At 73.5% G+C, this 15,665-nt stretch carries 15 protein-coding genes and 1 tRNA gene; 12 read left to right on the plus strand and 4 right to left on the minus strand.

The features are described 5' to 3' along the window. Window positions 1-82 precede the first annotated feature (82 nt). Genes ACIBNE_RS01855 through ACIBNE_RS01865 form a run of 3 tightly spaced genes read right to left on the minus strand, consistent with a single transcriptional unit; the run spans window position 83 to window position 3,210 of the window. Window positions 83-1,294, minus strand: coding sequence for an STM4014 family protein (locus tag ACIBNE_RS01855; RefSeq protein ID WP_399268400.1), 1,212 nt, complete (start codon window positions 1,292-1,294; stop codon window positions 83-85). Continuing rightward, window positions 1,275-2,246, minus strand: coding sequence for an STM4015 family protein (locus ACIBNE_RS01860; protein ID WP_399268402.1), 972 nt, complete (start codon window positions 2,244-2,246; stop codon window positions 1,275-1,277). Before ACIBNE_RS01860 ends, ACIBNE_RS01855 begins: the two co-directional genes overlap by 20 nt. A gap of 7 nt (window positions 2,247-2,253) precedes the next feature. Beyond that, window positions 2,254-3,210, minus strand: a complete 957-nt coding sequence (locus ACIBNE_RS01865; protein ID WP_399268404.1) for an STM4015 family protein — start codon at window positions 3,208-3,210, stop codon at window positions 2,254-2,256. Window positions 3,211-3,384: 174 nt separating this feature from the next. Here ACIBNE_RS01865 and ACIBNE_RS01870 point away from each other — a divergent pair, with 174 nt between their 5' ends. Together ACIBNE_RS01870 and ACIBNE_RS01875 are read left to right on the plus strand one after the other, a co-directional pair. Beyond that, window positions 3,385-3,714, plus strand: coding sequence for a hypothetical protein (locus tag ACIBNE_RS01870; RefSeq protein WP_399268406.1), 330 nt, complete (start codon window positions 3,385-3,387; stop codon window positions 3,712-3,714). A 171-nt stretch (window positions 3,715-3,885) separates the two neighbouring features. Then, entirely contained in the window at window positions 3,886-4,893 is a 1,008-nt protein-coding gene (locus ACIBNE_RS01875; protein WP_399270009.1) for a DUF6745 domain-containing protein, read from the plus strand. A 113-nt stretch (window positions 4,894-5,006) separates the two neighbouring features. Here the strand turns inward: ACIBNE_RS01875 and ACIBNE_RS01880 are convergent, their stop codons facing one another. Next, entirely contained in the window at window positions 5,007-5,894 is an 888-nt protein-coding gene (locus tag ACIBNE_RS01880) for a carbohydrate kinase family protein (RefSeq protein ID WP_399268408.1), read from the minus strand. A 156-nt stretch (window positions 5,895-6,050) separates the two neighbouring features. Between ACIBNE_RS01880 and ACIBNE_RS01885 the strand changes: the two genes are divergently transcribed. From ACIBNE_RS01885 to ACIBNE_RS01930, 10 genes are all read left to right on the plus strand, one after another. Continuing rightward, window positions 6,051-6,824: an SIMPL domain-containing protein gene (locus ACIBNE_RS01885; RefSeq protein WP_399268410.1), complete on the plus strand. Its 774-nt coding sequence runs from the start codon at window positions 6,051-6,053 to the stop codon at window positions 6,822-6,824. Window positions 6,825-7,042: 218 nt separating this feature from the next. Then, the gene (locus ACIBNE_RS01890) at window positions 7,043-8,245 is read left to right on the plus strand and encodes an MBL fold metallo-hydrolase (RefSeq protein ID WP_399268412.1); all 1,203 of its coding nucleotides are present in this window, start codon (window positions 7,043-7,045) and stop codon (window positions 8,243-8,245) included. A gap of 191 nt (window positions 8,246-8,436) precedes the next feature. Further along, on the plus strand, window positions 8,437-10,449 hold the full coding sequence (locus tag ACIBNE_RS01895; RefSeq protein ID WP_399268414.1) for a sensor histidine kinase: 2,013 nt from the start codon (window positions 8,437-8,439) through the stop codon (window positions 10,447-10,449). Between the two features lie 7 nt (window positions 10,450-10,456). Beyond that, entirely contained in the window at window positions 10,457-10,891 is a 435-nt protein-coding gene (locus tag ACIBNE_RS01900; protein ID WP_399268416.1) for a roadblock/LC7 domain-containing protein, read from the plus strand. A 2-nt stretch (window positions 10,892-10,893) separates the two neighbouring features. Next, on the plus strand, window positions 10,894-11,265 hold the full coding sequence (locus ACIBNE_RS01905) for a DUF742 domain-containing protein (RefSeq protein WP_399268418.1): 372 nt from the start codon (window positions 10,894-10,896) through the stop codon (window positions 11,263-11,265). Then, window positions 11,243-11,851 carry a GTP-binding protein gene (locus ACIBNE_RS01910; RefSeq protein ID WP_399268420.1) on the plus strand — a complete coding sequence of 203 codons (609 nt, stop codon included), beginning with the start codon at window positions 11,243-11,245 and terminating at the stop codon, window positions 11,849-11,851. Before ACIBNE_RS01905 ends, ACIBNE_RS01910 begins: the two co-directional genes overlap by 23 nt. Further along, complete coding sequence (locus ACIBNE_RS01915) at window positions 11,848-12,420, plus strand: GAF domain-containing protein (protein WP_399268422.1); 573 nt, start codon at window positions 11,848-11,850, stop codon at window positions 12,418-12,420. Before ACIBNE_RS01910 ends, ACIBNE_RS01915 begins: the two co-directional genes overlap by 4 nt. Before the next feature lie 37 nt (window positions 12,421-12,457). Next, window positions 12,458-12,814, plus strand: a complete 357-nt coding sequence (locus tag ACIBNE_RS01920; RefSeq protein ID WP_399268424.1) for an MmcQ/YjbR family DNA-binding protein — start codon at window positions 12,458-12,460, stop codon at window positions 12,812-12,814. 113 nt (window positions 12,815-12,927) lie between these two features. Then, window positions 12,928-13,004 (plus strand) — tRNA-Pro (locus ACIBNE_RS01925). A gap of 219 nt (window positions 13,005-13,223) precedes the next feature. After that, window positions 13,224-15,443 (plus strand): NADP-dependent isocitrate dehydrogenase, encoded by a 2,220-nt coding sequence (locus tag ACIBNE_RS01930; RefSeq protein WP_399268426.1) that lies wholly within the window; start codon window positions 13,224-13,226, stop codon window positions 15,441-15,443. Window positions 15,444-15,665 lie beyond the last annotated feature (222 nt).

Here is a 15,665-nt window from a genome sequence, read left to right on the forward strand (position 1 = left end):
GTCGGGGCCGCCGGACGCATCGGGGACGGCAGGGGCGTCGGGGGCTGGAGGGGCGTCGGGGGCGTCGGGAGGGGCGGTGGTCTCAAGTGCGTGCACGGTGGTTCCTCGCGTGGGTGCGGTGCGGTACTGCGGCGAGCTGGGCCGCGTAGGTGTCCTGGCCCTCGGCGGGGCCGCCGGGCAGTCCGGTGAGCCGGGGCAGCAGGTCGCCGAAGGCGTTGACCTCGCAGACGGCGAAGCGGCGCCAGGTCGTGGCGGGCAGGAGGTCCACGCCGACGCAGAGCGTGCCGGGGAAGCAGGCCGCGGCCCGCTCCGTGATCTCCAGGGCCCCGGCCCAGCTGCCGCCCGCTGCCTCGACGGCGGCGCGGGCCTCCGCGAGGTCGCCGCGGGCGCCGCCGAGGTGGAGGTTGGTCATGGGGGAGCGGCTGGTGCGCACCACGGCGTGGGTGGCGCGCCCGTCGACCACCACCACCCGCAGGTCCGCGGTGCGGCCCCGCTGGGCGCCCTTGGGCAGCCAGCGCTCGATGTGCAGCCCGTCGGGCGCCAGCGCGTCCACGACCGCGGCCACCTCGGGCTCGGTCGTGTAGCGCCGGACCCGGAGCGAGTTGAACAGCCGCCCCTCGGCGTCCCGTTCCACCGACGTGGTGGCCCTGACCCGGCCGGGCCCCGCCGTCTCCACGGCCAGCACCCCGGAGGCGGACGAGCCGTGGGCGAGCTTCACGAAGGCGCGCGGCATCCGGTGCTCGCGCATCAGCCGCCGTACGTCGTCCCAGCCGCCCACCTCGGGCGCGCCGGGCCCCGAGGTGGGCGAGGCGGGGACGGGCACACCCGCGCGGTCCAGCGCGGCGTGGCACAGCCGCTTGTCGAAGAGGACCGCCAGTTCGTCCGGGTCGTCCAGGAGCACGGCCCCCGCCTCCCGGGCCGCGCGGCCCAGGTCCCGTACGAGCGCGGTGAAGCGCGCGTACCAGACGGCCGTGCCCTCCACCCGGGTCGGGTCGTCGGCGCCCCGCAGCAGCCGCTCCACCTCCGGCTCCTCGCCCGGCGACTCCACGCGCACCACCTCGCCGGGGGCGAACTCGGCGCGCCCGCGCAGCACGTCGAGCCAGGGCAGCACGCGGGCGGGCGGCAGCCCGGCGGCCCGCACGGCGTCCTGGAAGAGCGTCACCCTGCGGTTGGCGGGATTCCCGACGACCACCAGCGGCGCGGCGCCGGGGACGGCGCCCGCTTCCCGGACGGCGCCCGCGCCGGGGATGGGACCCGCCCCCGGCGCGGCGCCGCTACTCGGATACCGCGACATAGCGCCGCCCGGAGCGCCCCGAGTACGCGTTCGCGCGATCGAGGTCGAGCCGCACGCCGTACGGCTCCAGGGCGCCCCGCAGCCGCGCCTGCACCTCGGGGCCGATGTAGTGGTGGTGCAGGTCGAGCGCGCGCAGGTGCGTGAGCGGCTGGCCGTTCAGCAGGGCCTCGGCGCCGCGGTCGCCGAGCGTGCCCTTGGAGAGCGCGAGCGACTCCAGACCGGCGACGACCGGCGCGCCGGCCACCGCCTCCGCGATGGCGTCCTGGAACTCGCTGTCCTGCAGCCCCAGGTGGCGCAGGCGGGGGAAGCGCCCGGAGGCCAGCAGCAGTTGGACGTCGGGCAGGGCCGCGTCGCCGTAGTCCGCGCTGCCCAGCCACAGCTCCAGGTGTTCCAGCGCGGGCAGTTCGCAGGCGGCGACGGCCCGCACCACCTCACCGGGCAGCCCGCCGGACTCCAGGCGCAGGACCCGCAGCGCCGCGTGCCGCACCGGCCGGAGCCACGGCGGCTCGTCCTCGCCCTCCTCCACCTGCACGTACTGCGAGCCGCCGCGCACGCTCAGCTCCTCAAGCCCGGGGAGGGCGTCGAGGACGGGCGTCACGTCGGACATCTCGATCCAGGAGATCTCGCACTCGTCGGAGGTGACGTCCGCGAGGAACAGCGCCCGCAGGCCCGTCAGCCGGTCCGCCGCCGCGAGCAGCGGCTCCAGCACGAGGCTCAGCGGCAGCGGCTCGTCCGACCACCACATGCCCACGACCAGGGCCCGCACCCGGGACGCGTCGACCGCGTCCAGGAAGTCCCGCCACAGCTCGGGGAACGACCGCTCGTCGTCCCAGGAGCACTCCAGTCGCCAGGCGACCGCGTCGGGCGCGGGCAGCGGCGCCGCGCCGGGCTTCTCGGGGAAGACGAAGACCGGCAGCCCGTACAGCTCTTTCTGATGGTCGACGTGGATCATCGGCGGATCACTCCGCGACCGCGGTGTAGCGGTAGACCGTGCCGTCGTCGTCCACGTCCTCGTCGGCGTCGTCCGCCGAGACGTCGACCCGCACCCCCGCGGCCTCCAAGCTCCGGCGGATGCGGTCGGCCACCGCGTCCGAGAGGTAGTTGTGGTGCAGGTCGAGCGAGGTGAGGTGGGTCAGCGGCTGGCCGTCGAGGAGCGCGGCGCCGCCGACGTCCGTGAGCACGCCGAGCGACAGGTCGAGCGAGGTCAGCCGGGGCACCACGGGGGCCGCCGCGACCGCGGCCGCGATCTCGTCCTGGATCTCGCTGTTGCGCAGGCCCAGGTGGCGCAGGCGCGGGAAGCCGGAGCCGGACAGCAGCGGGGCGAGGTCGGCGGGCTCGGTGTCCCCGCCGTACTCGGGGACACCGAGCCACAGCTCCAGGTGCTCCAGCTCGGGCAGTTCGCTCCCGCCGACGCCGCGCACGACCGCGGCGGGCAACCCGCCCGCCTGGAACCAGAGTTTGCGCAGCCGCGCGTGGCGCACCGCGGGCAACTCCAGCCCTGAGCCGCCGCGCACGCCCAGCTCGCGCAGCCCGGGGAACGCCTCGAACACGGGCGAGATGTCGCAGAGGTTGATCCAGGAGATCTCCTCCTCGTCCTGCGCGAAGTCCCCGATGAACAGCGCCTCCAGACCCGTCAGCCGGTCCTTGAGGGCCAGCAGCCGCTCCAGCGCGCCGTCCGCCGGGTGCTCGTACGCCTGGCCCCAGCGGCCCAGGATCAGTGCGCGCACCTCGCTCAGGTCGACGCTCGCCCCGAAGCGGTCGAAGGCGTCGTCGAACTCCTCCTTGACCTTGTCCCAGTCGTGGCCCGCGATGCGCCAGGCGACCGCTCCGGCCTCGGGCAGCGGGGAGTCGTCGCCGGACTCGGGGAAGGTGTACGCGGGCAGGCCGTACAACTCCTCAAGGTGTTCCACGTACATGTTCTGGGTCTCCTGACTCGCCCGGACTGGATGTGCCAGAAGTTCTACCAAGCCCCACTGACAGTCGAGCGTCGGGCCCCTGTTCGCCGGACTCCGTTGTCAGTGCCCCGGCGTAGCGTCTTCGACGTGATCGGTCCGCCGACCGGCGGGGCCGTGGAACGAGGGGAGTTGCGCATGTACAGGCAGGGGGACGTGCTGCTGGTGCCCGTCGCGCAGGCGGATCTGCCGCCGGGAGCCGCGGACGGGCCCGAGGAGCCGAGGGACGCGCGCGGCAGGATGGTGCTGGCGCTGGGCGAAGTGACCGGGCACGCCCACGCGGTGGTCGGGCCGGGGAGGTTGGTGCGGGAGCCGGGCGGCCCGTTCGCCCCGATGCTGCTGAGCCTGCCCGACGGCGGGCGGGTGGTGCACGAGGAGCACGCGCCGATCCCGCTGCCCAAGGGGTGGTACCGCGTGGTGCGGCAGCGCGAGTACACCCCGGGCTCGGTCCGCGTGGTCGCGGACTGAGCCCGGGCGAGCGGGCGTACGGGAACGACAGAACGACAAACAGGGGCCGAGGGGACGAGGACAGTGAGCGGGAACGACGCAGGGCGCACGGAACACACCGAGCACGTGGAACACGCCGGGCAGGCGGAACGCACCGGGCAGGCGGAGCGCGCGGGGCGGGCCGGGAGCCCGGTGAACACCGGCGGCGCCGACACGTGGCGGGCGATCGCCGCCGCGACCGGCCCGGCCGACCGGCCGGCCGCCGAGGAGGGCGTCCGGCTCGCCTACCGCACGGCGGGGCTCGCCGAGCCCGAGCGGATCGTCTGGGTCGGCTCGCCCAGGGCCGCCGTGGAGGCCGTCGAGAAGCTGGAAGGGGCGGGGCGCTCGGTCAGGGACGAGGTGCGCACGGCACCGTGGGCCGAGGAACGCCGCGCGCTGCACGCGGAGTTGGGCGGTGCGGGCTGGGCGGCGCACTGGGAGCGCACCGGCGCCCGGCTCTGGGACACCACGCGGCTGCTCACCGAGCGGATACGCACCGGGGTCGTCGAAGCCCTCACGGTCGTGCCCGCGGACGAGGCCGACGTGCGGCTCGTGCTGCTCGACGCCGTCCTCGGCCAGCACGACGCGCCCTGGCTCGCGGCCTTCGAGGGCCGCGGCGAGCGGCTCGCCGGTCTGGCACAGGTCGCGGGGAGCGCGGGCTGGTGGTGGCCGTACGAGCGCGTGGCGGTGGTCTGCGAGCGCCCGACCGACCTCCACCGCGACGAGGCCGGCCGCCTGGACCGCAGCGACGGGCCCGCCCTCGCCTTCCCCGACGGGTTCGCGCTGCACGCCTGGCGCGGCATGCCCGTCCCCGGCGAGTTCCTCGCGGGCCTCTCCGCGCTGACCCCGGAGCGGATCCGCGCCGAGGAGAACGCGGAGCTGCGCCGCGTGATGCTGGAGCACTACGGCTACGAGCGCTACCTCACCGAGTCCGACGCCACGCCCGTCCACCGCGATGACAGCGGGATCCTGTGGCGGATACCGCTGCCGCGCGACGAGGACGTGGTCATGGTCGAGGTGGTGAACTCGACGCCGGAGCCGGACGGCACCCGCCGCACGTACTGGCTGCGGGTGCCGCCCACCACGCGGACCGCCACCGAGGGCGTGGCCTGGACGTTCGGTCTGGAAGCGGAGGAGTACGCCCCGCTGCGCCAGACCTGAGTCCCGGCCCCTTCCGGGGGCGGGGCCCGCCGTCGAACCGACAGGACCCGCCCCCGACCCCGCCCCGACCCCGCTCATGCCCCGACGCCGCCCCGCCCCGCCCCTGTCTCCGCTCAGCCGCCCAGCAGCTCCGAGCGGCCGATCAGCGCGGTGCTCCCCTCGCCCGTGCACGCGTACGCCCCGGCGACCGCGCCCAACTCCGCGCACGCCACGGGCTCCAGGCCCGCAAGCCGCCCGTACAGGAAACCGCTGACGAACGCGTCGCCCGCGCCGTTGGAGTCCACGACGGGCGCGGGCGGGACCGTCGCCGGGACGTGCCGGGGCGTCGGCCCGCCGTCCCGGGTCAGGACGTAGGACCCGGCGGCCCCGGCCGTGGCGACCACCGCCCCGGCCCGCCCCTCCCGCAGGATCTCCCGCATGAGGTCCGCGAACCGTTCCCCCGACCCCGCCGCGCTGAAGAAGACCAGGTCCGCGCGGAGCGCGAACTCCCTGTGGTGGTCGGCCAGGCCGTCCCAGTCGTGCAGATCGGTCGAGACCGGCACCCCGGCCGCCCCGACGTCGTCGAACAGGTGTCGCGCGAAACCCGTGATCGACAGATGGACGTGGCGGGCCCGCCGCACGTGCGGGAGGTAGAAGGCGGACGGCATCCGCAGGTCCTGCGGGTCGCGCGCGTCGTAGAAGGACATCCGGCGCCCGGCGGAATCGACCAGGTTGACCGCGCGCCGCGTCCCCGCGGGTGAGATCAGTGGCTCGAAGTCGACGCCGCCGTCGGCGAGCCGCTGTCTGACCTGCCCGCCGATCCAGTCGTCCCCGACGAAGTCGATGAACTTCACGTCGAGCCCCAGGGCCCGGCAGCCCAGCGCCACGTTGCCCCCGGTGTGACCAGGCCACTCCTTGATCGGCCCCACGCCCACGGAGTCCGCGAGCGGTACGGGCAGGGCGTCGACCCTGACGACGGTGTCCACCCCGCTGCCGCCGACGACCAGCACGTCGTGGTTCATGTTTCCCCTTCCGGGCTCCCCGCCCGAGCCCAGTATGGCCGGTTCGCTGCTGGTACGGAGAGGTGAAAAACAGGAGTGGCGCACCCGAACGGTCCCTCCGCAGTGCTGAGATGTCGGCGACGTGCAGTCGCACGACTTCGGAAGGAACACTCCAGAATGTCCGTACGCAACTCAACGCCCCGCGTCGCCCAGTACCTCGCCGCAGCCGCGGTGACGGGCGGCCTGCTGCTCGCCGGAGCAGTACCGGCCGTGGCCGCGACCGGGGCCGCGCGGACGGGCGCCGCGTCGCCCGCCGCACACGCCGACCGGCAGGTCGCGACCGTCACCGTCACCGGTGAGGGCAGCGCCAGCGCGGCGCCCGACATGGCGGTGCTCACCGCCGGGGTCGAGGTCACCAGGCCCACAGCCAAGGAGGCGATGGCCGCGCAGAGTTCCGCCGCGGAAGCGCTGCTCGCCGCCATCCGCGCGCAGGGCGTGGCCGACCGCGACGTACGCACCGACAGCCTCTCGCTGAACGCCGCGTACCAGCACGAGGACAACACCTCCAAGCTCGTCGGCTACCAGGCCAGCCAGATCTTCTCCATCAAGGTCCGCGACATCGGCAAGACCGGGGCCGTCATCCAGGCGGCGACGGACGCCGCGGGCGACGCGGGCCGCGTGCACTCCGTGTCCTTCGACGTCTCCGACTCCAAGGCGCTGCGCACCAAGGCGCGCAAGGCGGCCAACGAGGACGCCCGCGACAAGGCCGAGCAGCTCGCCCGCAACACCGGCCACAAGCTCGGGCGGCTCGTCTCGATCAGCGAGGCGGACGGCGGGGCGCCGAGCCCCGTGGCCATGCCGGCCGTCGCCTTCGACAAGGAGGGCGTGCCGGTCGCGCCCGGCGAGGTCGAGGACCGCGTCACGGTGACCGCCGTCTACGAGCTGGTCTGACCGCGGGGGCCGGGCCGACCGCACGGGCCGGACCGACCGCAGACGTCGGACCGGCCCTACGGATCGATCCGGCCCGCGCGTAGGGGTGAGGGGCGCCGCACCGCACCGACCTGCGCGGACGCCCTCCAGGGCGCCCGCGGGGACGGTTCCGGGCGCCCCCGCTCGACGTGTCGCGAACATAATGGGAGGGACACCGATCCCTGCCCCCAGGAGCTGTTGTGACCGGCGCTGACCCCCTGCTGCCCCTGCGCGACCGGCTGCGCGCGCTGCGGACCCCCGCCTTCGGCGCCGATCCGGCGGGCGACCGGCTCGCCCGCATCCACCGCTCGCCGAACTTCTCCGACGGCTCCTTCCAGAACCCGGTGGGCGCGCGCACCAGGCCCCAGGGCGCCTCCATGGCGGAGCTGGCCAAGACCTACTTCCGCAAGGAGGAGCGGGTGCGCCGCGTGCCGGGCGGCACCGTGCCCGTCCACGCCACGACCCTCGCCGACCTCGCCGTGCCCCCCGCCGACGGGCTGCGGCTCACCTGGATGGGGCATTCCAGCGTCCTCGCCGAGATCGACGGCGCGCGCGTGCTCTTCGACCCCGTGTGGGGCGAGCGCTGCTCGCCCTTCTCCTTCGCGGGACCCAAGCGGCTGCACCCCGTGCCCGTGCCGCTGCGCTCCCTGGGCGGCGTGGACGCCGTGGTGATCTCGCACGACCACTACGACCACCTCGACCTCCCCACGATCAAGGCCCTGGCCCGCACGGACACGGTCTTCGCCGTGCCGCTCGGCGTCGGCGCGCACCTGGAGCACTGGGGCGTGCCCGCCGACCGCATCCACGAGCTGGACTGGCACGAGACCGCCCGGGTCGCCGGGCTCTCGCTGACCGCCACCCCCGCCCGCCACTTCTGCGGCCGCGGACTGCGCAACCAGCAGCACACCCTCTGGGCGTCGTGGGCCGTGGTCGGCCCCGAGCACCGGATCTACCACTCGGGCGACACCGGCTACTTCCAGGGCTTCCAGGACATCGGAGCGCAGTACGGCCCCTTCGACGCCACGATGATCCAGATCGGCGCGTACTCCGAGCACTGGCCCGACATCCACATGACCCCCGCCGAAGGCGTCCGCGCCCACCTCGACCTCCAGGGCGGGCAGCCGCGCGGCGTGCTGCTCCCGATCCACTGGGCGACCTTCAACCTCGCCCCGCACTCCTGGGCCGAGCCCGGCGAGGGCAGCGTCGCCGCCGCCGACGGGGCCGGGGTCACGCTCGCCCTGCCGCGCCCCGGCGAGCCCTTCGAGCCCGGTTCGGCCGCGCTGCCCACCGCGTACTGGTGGCGTGCGGTCGCCGTGGACGCGCCCGCCGCGGCCGACGTGCCGGACAAGGCGCGTGTGCCGCAAGGGGCCCGTGTGACTCAGGAGGCCGCCACTACGGGGTGACTCGTCCACCCCCGTATTTCGGGCGGCCGTGCGAGTCCTCATACCAGAGCGGGATGCTCCGCGGGCAAGTTTGTCAACTGCCCACCGCACATGAACGGTTGACGACTACCGTGTGTGCTCGGTGATCAACGCTGGGCTGATGTTCGCAGCCCGGCGTGCCGCTCCATGTACTGAGGACCCTGAGGACGCTGATGTCTCAACTCCGCGCACCCGCCGCGCGGCCGGACCGTCGCGAGGGCGGTCGGCACGGCCGGCCAGGGGCACGGCCGCACGCGCAGAACCCGGCGAGGCAGGGCGGCCCGTCGCAGGCACGGCCCCCGGAGACCCGCATACGGCCGCTGCTGCTGCGGGCCGCCCTGCTGCCGAGCATCGTCGCCGCGCTGAGCGGCGCGGCCGCCGTGCTCTACCTGGTCCACGCCGCGCGCATCCACCCCACCACCGAGGTCTGGACCGTCATCGGCGTGCTGGCCCTCCTCGCCCTCTCGGCCGTCGTCGCCGCGGGCATCGGCGCGGAGCGGGCGGCCGTCTCCGTACTCGTCCGCTGCCACGCGCTGCGCAGGAACAGCGCACGGAGCCAGGCCGAGCTCCAGCGCGTCGTCGAGCAGCTCCGCCACGGCGAGGGCCCGCCCGTGCGCCGCACCCCCGAGCCCGCGCTGCACCTGGCGCACGGCGGCGACGAGTTCGACCTGCTCGGCCAGGAGCTGGGGCGCTCGCACGAGGCCGCGGTCGCCGCGGTGGTCCAGGCCTCGCGGCTCTCCAGCAGCGTCGGCAACGAACAGAAGGTGGAGGTGTTCGTCAACCTCGCGCGCAGGCTCCAGTCACTGGTGCACCGCGAGATCCAGCTCCTGGACGACCTGGAGAACGAGGTCGAGGACCCCGAACTCCTCAAGGGCCTCTTCCACGTCGACCACCTCGCCACCCGCATCCGCCGCCACGCCGAGAACCTCGCCGTGCTCGGCGGCGCCATCTCCCGCCGCCAGTGGAGCAACCCGGTCTCCATGACCGAGGTGATGCGCTCCGCGATCGCCGAGGTCGAGCAGTACCCGCGCGTCAAACTGGTCCCGCCGATCGACGGCACCCTGCGCGGCCACGCCGTCGCCGACGTCATCCACCTGCTGGCCGAACTGGTCGAGAACGCCACGGTGTTCTCCGCCCCGCACACCCAGGTGCTGCTGCGCGCCCAGTACGTGACCGCGGGACTCGCCGTCGAGGTGGAGGACCGGGGCCTGGGCATGCCGGGCCCCGAGCAGGAGCGCATGAACGCGCTCCTCGCCGACCCCGACCAGGTCAACGTGGCACACCTGCTCCAGGACGGCCGCATCGGCCTGTACGTCGTCGCGGCCCTGGCCCGCAGGCACGGCATCGCGGTCCGCCTCCAGAGCAACATCTACGGGGGAGTGGGCGCCGTGCTCGTCCTGCCCCAGACGCTCCTCGGCGAGAACGAGGGCGAGGACGACGCCGCCGCGGCCCGCGCCCGGGACGCCGCCCGCGACGAGACCGGGCCGCCCGAGCTGACCCCGGCCACGGCCCCCGTGGTACCGAGGCCCGCCGCGCCACCCGCACCCCAAGCGCCGGAGCACACCGAGCAGCCGCGCCCCGCCCAGCCGCACACCCCCGTGGTGCCCCACGGCGCCACGGACGTCCCCGGCACCATCTACGCACCCCCCGCCACCACCGCCCCCGAACCCTCCGGCAGCACCACGGGCAACATCCCCCTCCCCGTCCGCGGCGAACAGCGCGACCGGCCCAACCCCGCGGCCGCGGTCCCCGGCGTCAACCACCCGTCGCTGCGCCCCGAGAGCAGCGCCAACGGCGCCACCAGGTCACCGCTGGACAGCATGGTGCGCGGCACCATGAGCCGCCCCCAGCTGCCCAAGCGGCGCAGCCAGGAACACCTGGTCGCGGAGTTGCGCGAGGGGCCGGTGGTGCGCGTGGAGGACGAGTACGCCCTGCACGACCCCGGTCTGATGGCCGCCTTCCAGCGGGGCATCAGCCTCGCCGAGTCGGCACCGCAGCGCGACCGGCGGGAGGACCCGCTGGAGCACGGGCAGGAGTACCGGTCGTACGGCACCTCCTACAGCGACCCGTACGCCGGCTCCTACGCCCCGTCGCACGTCCAGTCCTACAACGAGCCGCACGTCCAGCCGTACAGCGAGCCGAGTGCCCAGCCGCCGGCTCCCGAAGACATCACGTCCAAGGAGTAGATGCACCATGACGAGCGATGTGCCGACCGGCCACGTCTCGGATCTCGACTGGCTGCTGAGCGGGCTGGTCCAGCGCGTCCCCTTCACCCGCAACGCGGTCCTGCTCTCCTCCGACGGCCTGGTGAAGTCCGTCCACGGCCTCGACCCGGACAGCGCCGACCACATGGCGGCGCTCGCGGCGGGCCTCTACTCGCTGGGGCGCAGCGCGGGAGCGCGCTTCGGCGACACCAGCGACGTGCGGCAGGTGGTGGTCGAGCTCGAATCCACCCTGCTGTTCGTCTCCACCGCGGGCAGCGGCACCTGTCTCGCCGTGCTCGCCGGCAGCGAGGCCGACGCCGCCGTCCTGGGCTACGAGATGGCGATGCTGGTCAAGAGCGTCCGGCCCTACCTGGCCACCCCCGCCAGGCATTCGGTCGGCACGACGAGCGCCACGGGGCACTGAGCGTGGCGGCGCCGCAGGACGGGCCGTGGCTCGACGACGCGGCGGGTCGGCTGATCCGCCCGTACACCGTGAGCAACGGCAGGACCAGACCGACGGTGGAGCTGGACCTGCTCTCGATGGTGCGGCTGACGGGCACGGAGCCGGACGCGCACCTGGCTCCCGAGCACGACCAGGCGCTGAAGCTCTGCGAGACGCCGACCACGGTGGCGGAGATAGCCGCGCACCTGCGGCTGCCCGCCGTCGTGACCAAGGTGCTCCTCGCCGACCTGGTGAGCCTCGGGGCGGTCACCACCAGGGCGCCCCGCCTGCACGACAACCCGACTGACCGTGACCTGCTGGAGGCAGTCCTCGATGGCCTACGACGACAGCTCTGAATTGGTTCCGACCGCGCTGAAGATCCTGGTCGCGGGTGGCTTCGGGGTCGGCAAGACGACCTTCGTGGGGGCGGTGAGCGAGATCGCCCCGCTCAGCACGGAGGAACTGCTGACCCAGGTCAGTGTCGGTACGGACAACCTCGACGGGGTGGAGGACAAGCGGACCACCACCGTCGCCATGGACTTCGGCCGGATCTCCCTGGACGCGAACCACGTCCTCTACCTGTTCGGCACGCCGGGGCAGGAGCGCTTCTGGTTCATGTGGGACGAGCTCTGCAAGGGCGCGCTGGGCGCGGTCGTGCTGACGGACACCCGGCGCCTCCAGGACTGCTTCTCGGCGATCGACTTCTTCGAACGGCGCGGCGTCGGCTTCATCGTCGCCGTCAACGAGTTCGACGGGGCGCACCGCTACGCGCCCGAGGAGGTGCGCGCCGCCCTCGACCTCGGCCCCGAGGTGCCCGTCGTGCTCTGCGACGCGCGCATCTCCAGCTCCGGCATCTCCATCCTGACCTCGCTGATCCGGCACCTGCTCGACTCGGCTCCGCCCCCGCCCGCCCAGGCCGCCCCGCAGGGAGCCTCTTCATGACGTACGACCCCATCGGCCGCCTCCTCGTCACTCCCGTCGACAAGGAGGCGCCGGCGCGGGCCAAGCGGCTGCGCGGGCTCGGGCTCGGCGAACTGGCCGATCCCGCGCTCGACGCGTTCGCGCGCAGACTCGCGGAGGAACTGGGGGCGCCGTACGCGATGGTCAACTTCATCGACGAGAACCGGCAGTTCTTCGCCGGGCTGCACACCCCCGCGGGCACGCACCGGGGCACCGACCTCGGCGCGGCGGCCGCGGGCGACCGGGACGCGCGCCGCTTCATGGCCCGCGACCACGGCTACTGCCCGCACGTGGTGGTCCGCCGCAAGGCCCTGGTGCTGGAGGACGTCTGCGACTACCCGAGGTTCGCGGGGAACCCGGTCGTCGACGAGATCGGCATCCGCTCCTATCTGGGGGCGCCGCTGATCGACCGCACGGGCGTCGCGCTCGGCACGGTCTGCGTGGTGGACACGGAGCCCAGGGCGTGGGGCAGGGCCGGGCTCGACACGATCAAGGCGTACGCGGCCGAGCTGGTCGAACAGATCCACCGCAGGGAGGACAGCCGCATCTGACCGGGCCGCTGTCAGTGGCTCGCCGTACCGTTCCCACATGGTCACATCCGACGACGTACGCCGGGTCGCGCTCGCGCTGCCCGGTGCGCTGGAGAAGCTCGCGTGGGGGCAGCCCACCTTCAGGCTCGCGCGCGACGGGAAGGTCTTCGCGTCGCTCGACGACGACGACCGGGCGATGGGCGTGAAGTGCCCCAAGGAGGACAGGGCCGAGCTGATCGCGGCCGAGCCCGACAAGTTCTTCCTGCGGCCGGGGCACGACGACAACTTCGCGTGGCTCCGGGTGCGGCTCGCCGCCCTGGAGGACGAGGAGGAGCTGTACGCGATCCTGCTGGACTCCTGGCGCCAGGCCGCGCCCCGCAAGCTCCTGGACGCGCACCCGGAGCTGGCCCCGTGAGCCCCCGGAGACGTCCGGCGCTCTTGCGGGGAAAGGGTTCGTGACCACCGGCTGAAGTGCGGTATTGTTCTCATGCGCGTTCGGCCAGGGGAAACCCCAGGTCAGACGGGCATCGGGACGTGGCGCAGCTTGGTAGCGCACTTGACTGGGGGTCAAGGGGTCGCAGGTTCAAATCCTGTCGTCCCGACCAGCGTTTTCGCAGGTCGGAGGCCGCTTTCGCAGAGATGCGAAGGCGGCCTTCAGTGTTTTCCCTACCCATTCGGTGTTTTCCGTACGGGAGGGGCGGGGCCGGTGATCCTGCCCCCCGGCACGACCGGGGCAGGGTCCTGTCCACCACCGGCCGAGTACGAGATATCTTGATGTCGAGCAATGTGGCAGACGCAGACGCAGATCTGGAGCGGAGCACCCGGTGACTGACTCGACCATCATCTACACGCACACTGACGAGGCCCCTGCCCTGGCGACGTACTCGTTCCTGCCGGTGGTCCAGGCGTACGCCTCGACGGCCGGTGTCCGCGTGGAGACCCGTGACATCTCCCTGGCGGGGCGGATCATCGCCGGGTTCCCCGAGCGCCTCCGGGAGGACCAGCGCATCGACGACGCCCTCGCCGAGCTGGGCGAGCTGGCGAAGACGCCGGGCGCCAACATCATCAAGCTTCCGAACATCTCGGCCTCGATCCCGCAGCTGAAGGCGGCCGTCGCCGAGCTCCAGGGCCAGGGCTACGCGCTCCCCGACTACCCGGACGACCCGAAGACCGACGAGGAGCGCGACGTCCGCGCCCGCTACGACAAGGTCAAGGGCTCCGCCGTCAACCCGGTCCTGCGCGAGGGCAACTCCGACCGCCGCGCCCCCGCGTCGGTGAAGAACTACGCCAAGGCCCACCCGCACCGCATGGGCGCCTGGAGCTCCGACTCCAAGACCAACGTCGCGACCATGGGCGAGAACGACTTCCGCTCCACGGAGAAGTCGACGGTCATCGCCCAGGACGGCACCCTGCGCATCGAGCTGGTCGGCGAGGACGGCACCACCACCGTGCTGCGCGAGTCCGTGCCGGTGCTCGCCGGTGAGGTCGTCGACGCCTCCGTGCTGCGCGTCGCCGCCCTGCGCACGTTCCTCGGCGAGCAGGTCGCCCGCGCCAAGGCGGAGGGCGTGCTGTTCTCCGTGCACCTCAAGGCCACGATGATGAAGGTCTCGGACCCGATCGTCTTCGGTCACGTCGTGCGCGCCTTCTTCCCGAACACCTTCGCGAAGTACGGCGAGGCGCTGGCCGCCGCGGGCCTGTCGCCCAACGACGGCCTGGGCACCATCCTCAAGGGCCTGGACGGCGTGCCGAACGGCGCCGAGATCAAGGCGTCCTTCGAGGCCGAGACCGCCGACGGCCCGGCCCTCGCGATGGTCGACTCGGACCGCGGCATCACCAACCTGCACGTCCCGTCCGACGTCATCGTCGACGCCTCGATGCCGGCCATGATCCGCACCTCGGGCCACATGTGGGGCCCGGACGGCCAGGAGGCCGACACCCTCGCCGTCCTGCCGGACAGCAGCTACTCGGGCGTCTACCAGACGGTCATCGAGGACTGCCGCGCCAACGGCGCCTACGACCCGTCGACCATGGGCTCCGTCCCGAACGTCGGCCTCATGGCGCAGAAGGCCGAGGAGTACGGCTCCCACGACAAGACCTTCGAGATCGCCGCCCCCGGCACGGTCCGCCTGGTCGACGCCGAGGGCAACGCGGTCCTGGAGCAGGCCGTCGCCGAGGGCGACATCTTCCGCGCCTGCCAGACCAAGGACGCGCCGATCAAGGACTGGGTGAAGCTCGCCGTCACCCGCGCCCGCGCCACCGGCGTCCCGGCCGTCTTCTGGCTGGACGAGACCCGCGCGCACGACGCCCAGCTGATCGAGAAGGTCAAGGCGTACCTGCCGGAGCACGACACCGAGGGCCTGGAGATCAAGATCCTCTCCCCGGTCGAGGCGACCGCGTTCTCCCTGGAGCGCATCCGCCGCGGCGAGGACACCATCTCGGTGACCGGCAACGTCCTGCGCGACTACCTCACCGACCTGTTCCCGATCCTGGAGCTGGGCACCAGCGCCAAGATGCTGTCGGTGGTCCCGCTGATGAACGGCGGCGGCCTCTTCGAGACCGGCGCGGGCGGCTCCGCCCCGAAGCACGTCCAGCAGCTCGTCAAGGAGAACTACCTGCGCTGGGACTCGCTCGGCGAGTTCCTGGCCCTGGCGGTCTCCTTCGAGCACCTCGCCACCACCACGGGCAACGCCCGCGCGAAGGTGCTCGGCGAGACGCTGGACCGGGCGACGGGCACGTTCCTCAACGAGGACAAGTCGCCGACGCGTCGCGTGGGCGGCATCGACAACCGCGGCAGCCACTTCTACCTCGCGCAGTACTGGGCGCAGGAGCTGGCCGCACAGACCGACGACGCGGCGCTCGCCGAGGCGTTCGGCCCGCTCGCGAAGCTCCTCTCGGAGCAGGAGCGGACGATCGTCGACGAGCTGATCGCGGTCCAGGGCAAGCCCGCGGAGATCGGCGGGTACTACCAGCCGGACGCCGCGAAGGCGGAGGCCGTGATGCGTCCGTCCACCACGCTGAACGAGGCGCTGGCGACGCTCGCGTAGCGCTCACGGGTACCAGCACCGGTACCGGTACCGCCGCCCCGGCCGGGTTCGCCCAGGCCGGGGCGGCGGCTTTCCGGGGGCGGTGCGTCGGGTGCGGGCCGGCCCGGGGCCCATCTGCGGCGTGTGCCCCACTCTCGCGCAGTTCCCCGCGCCCCCGAGTTGCCTGTGCTGGACGAGGTCCGGTGAGGTGGACCACTTGGGGGCGCGGGGAACTGCGCGACC

It is taken from the genome of Streptomyces sp. NPDC050504 (assembly GCF_044458065.1).
GTDB lineage: Bacteria > Actinomycetota > Actinomycetes > Streptomycetales > Streptomycetaceae > Streptomyces.

What these genes read in the sequence shown, in the direction of transcription:
- ACIBNE_RS01855 (WP_399268400.1), bottom strand. Translation starts at nt 1,294, where the DNA reads ATGTCGCGGTATCCGAGTAGCGGCGCCGCGCCGGGGGCGGGTCCCATC.
- ACIBNE_RS01860 (WP_399268402.1), bottom strand. Translation starts at nt 2,246, where the DNA reads ATGATCCACGTCGACCATCAGAAAGAGCTGTACGGGCTGCCGGTCTTC.
- ACIBNE_RS01865 (WP_399268404.1), bottom strand. Translation starts at nt 3,210, where the DNA reads ATGTACGTGGAACACCTTGAGGAGTTGTACGGCCTGCCCGCGTACACC.
- ACIBNE_RS01870 (WP_399268406.1), top strand. Translation starts at nt 3,385, where the DNA reads ATGTACAGGCAGGGGGACGTGCTGCTGGTGCCCGTCGCGCAGGCGGAT.
- ACIBNE_RS01880 (WP_399268408.1), bottom strand. Translation starts at nt 5,894, where the DNA reads ATGAACCACGACGTGCTGGTCGTCGGCGGCAGCGGGGTGGACACCGTC.
- ACIBNE_RS01885 (WP_399268410.1), top strand. Translation starts at nt 6,051, where the DNA reads ATGTCCGTACGCAACTCAACGCCCCGCGTCGCCCAGTACCTCGCCGCA.
- ACIBNE_RS01895 (WP_399268414.1), top strand. Translation starts at nt 8,437, where the DNA reads ATGTCTCAACTCCGCGCACCCGCCGCGCGGCCGGACCGTCGCGAGGGC.
- ACIBNE_RS01900 (WP_399268416.1), top strand. Translation starts at nt 10,457, where the DNA reads ATGACGAGCGATGTGCCGACCGGCCACGTCTCGGATCTCGACTGGCTG.
- ACIBNE_RS01910 (WP_399268420.1), top strand. Translation starts at nt 11,243, where the DNA reads ATGGCCTACGACGACAGCTCTGAATTGGTTCCGACCGCGCTGAAGATC.
- ACIBNE_RS01915 (WP_399268422.1), top strand. Translation starts at nt 11,848, where the DNA reads ATGACGTACGACCCCATCGGCCGCCTCCTCGTCACTCCCGTCGACAAG.
- ACIBNE_RS01920 (WP_399268424.1), top strand. Translation starts at nt 12,458, where the DNA reads ATGGTCACATCCGACGACGTACGCCGGGTCGCGCTCGCGCTGCCCGGT.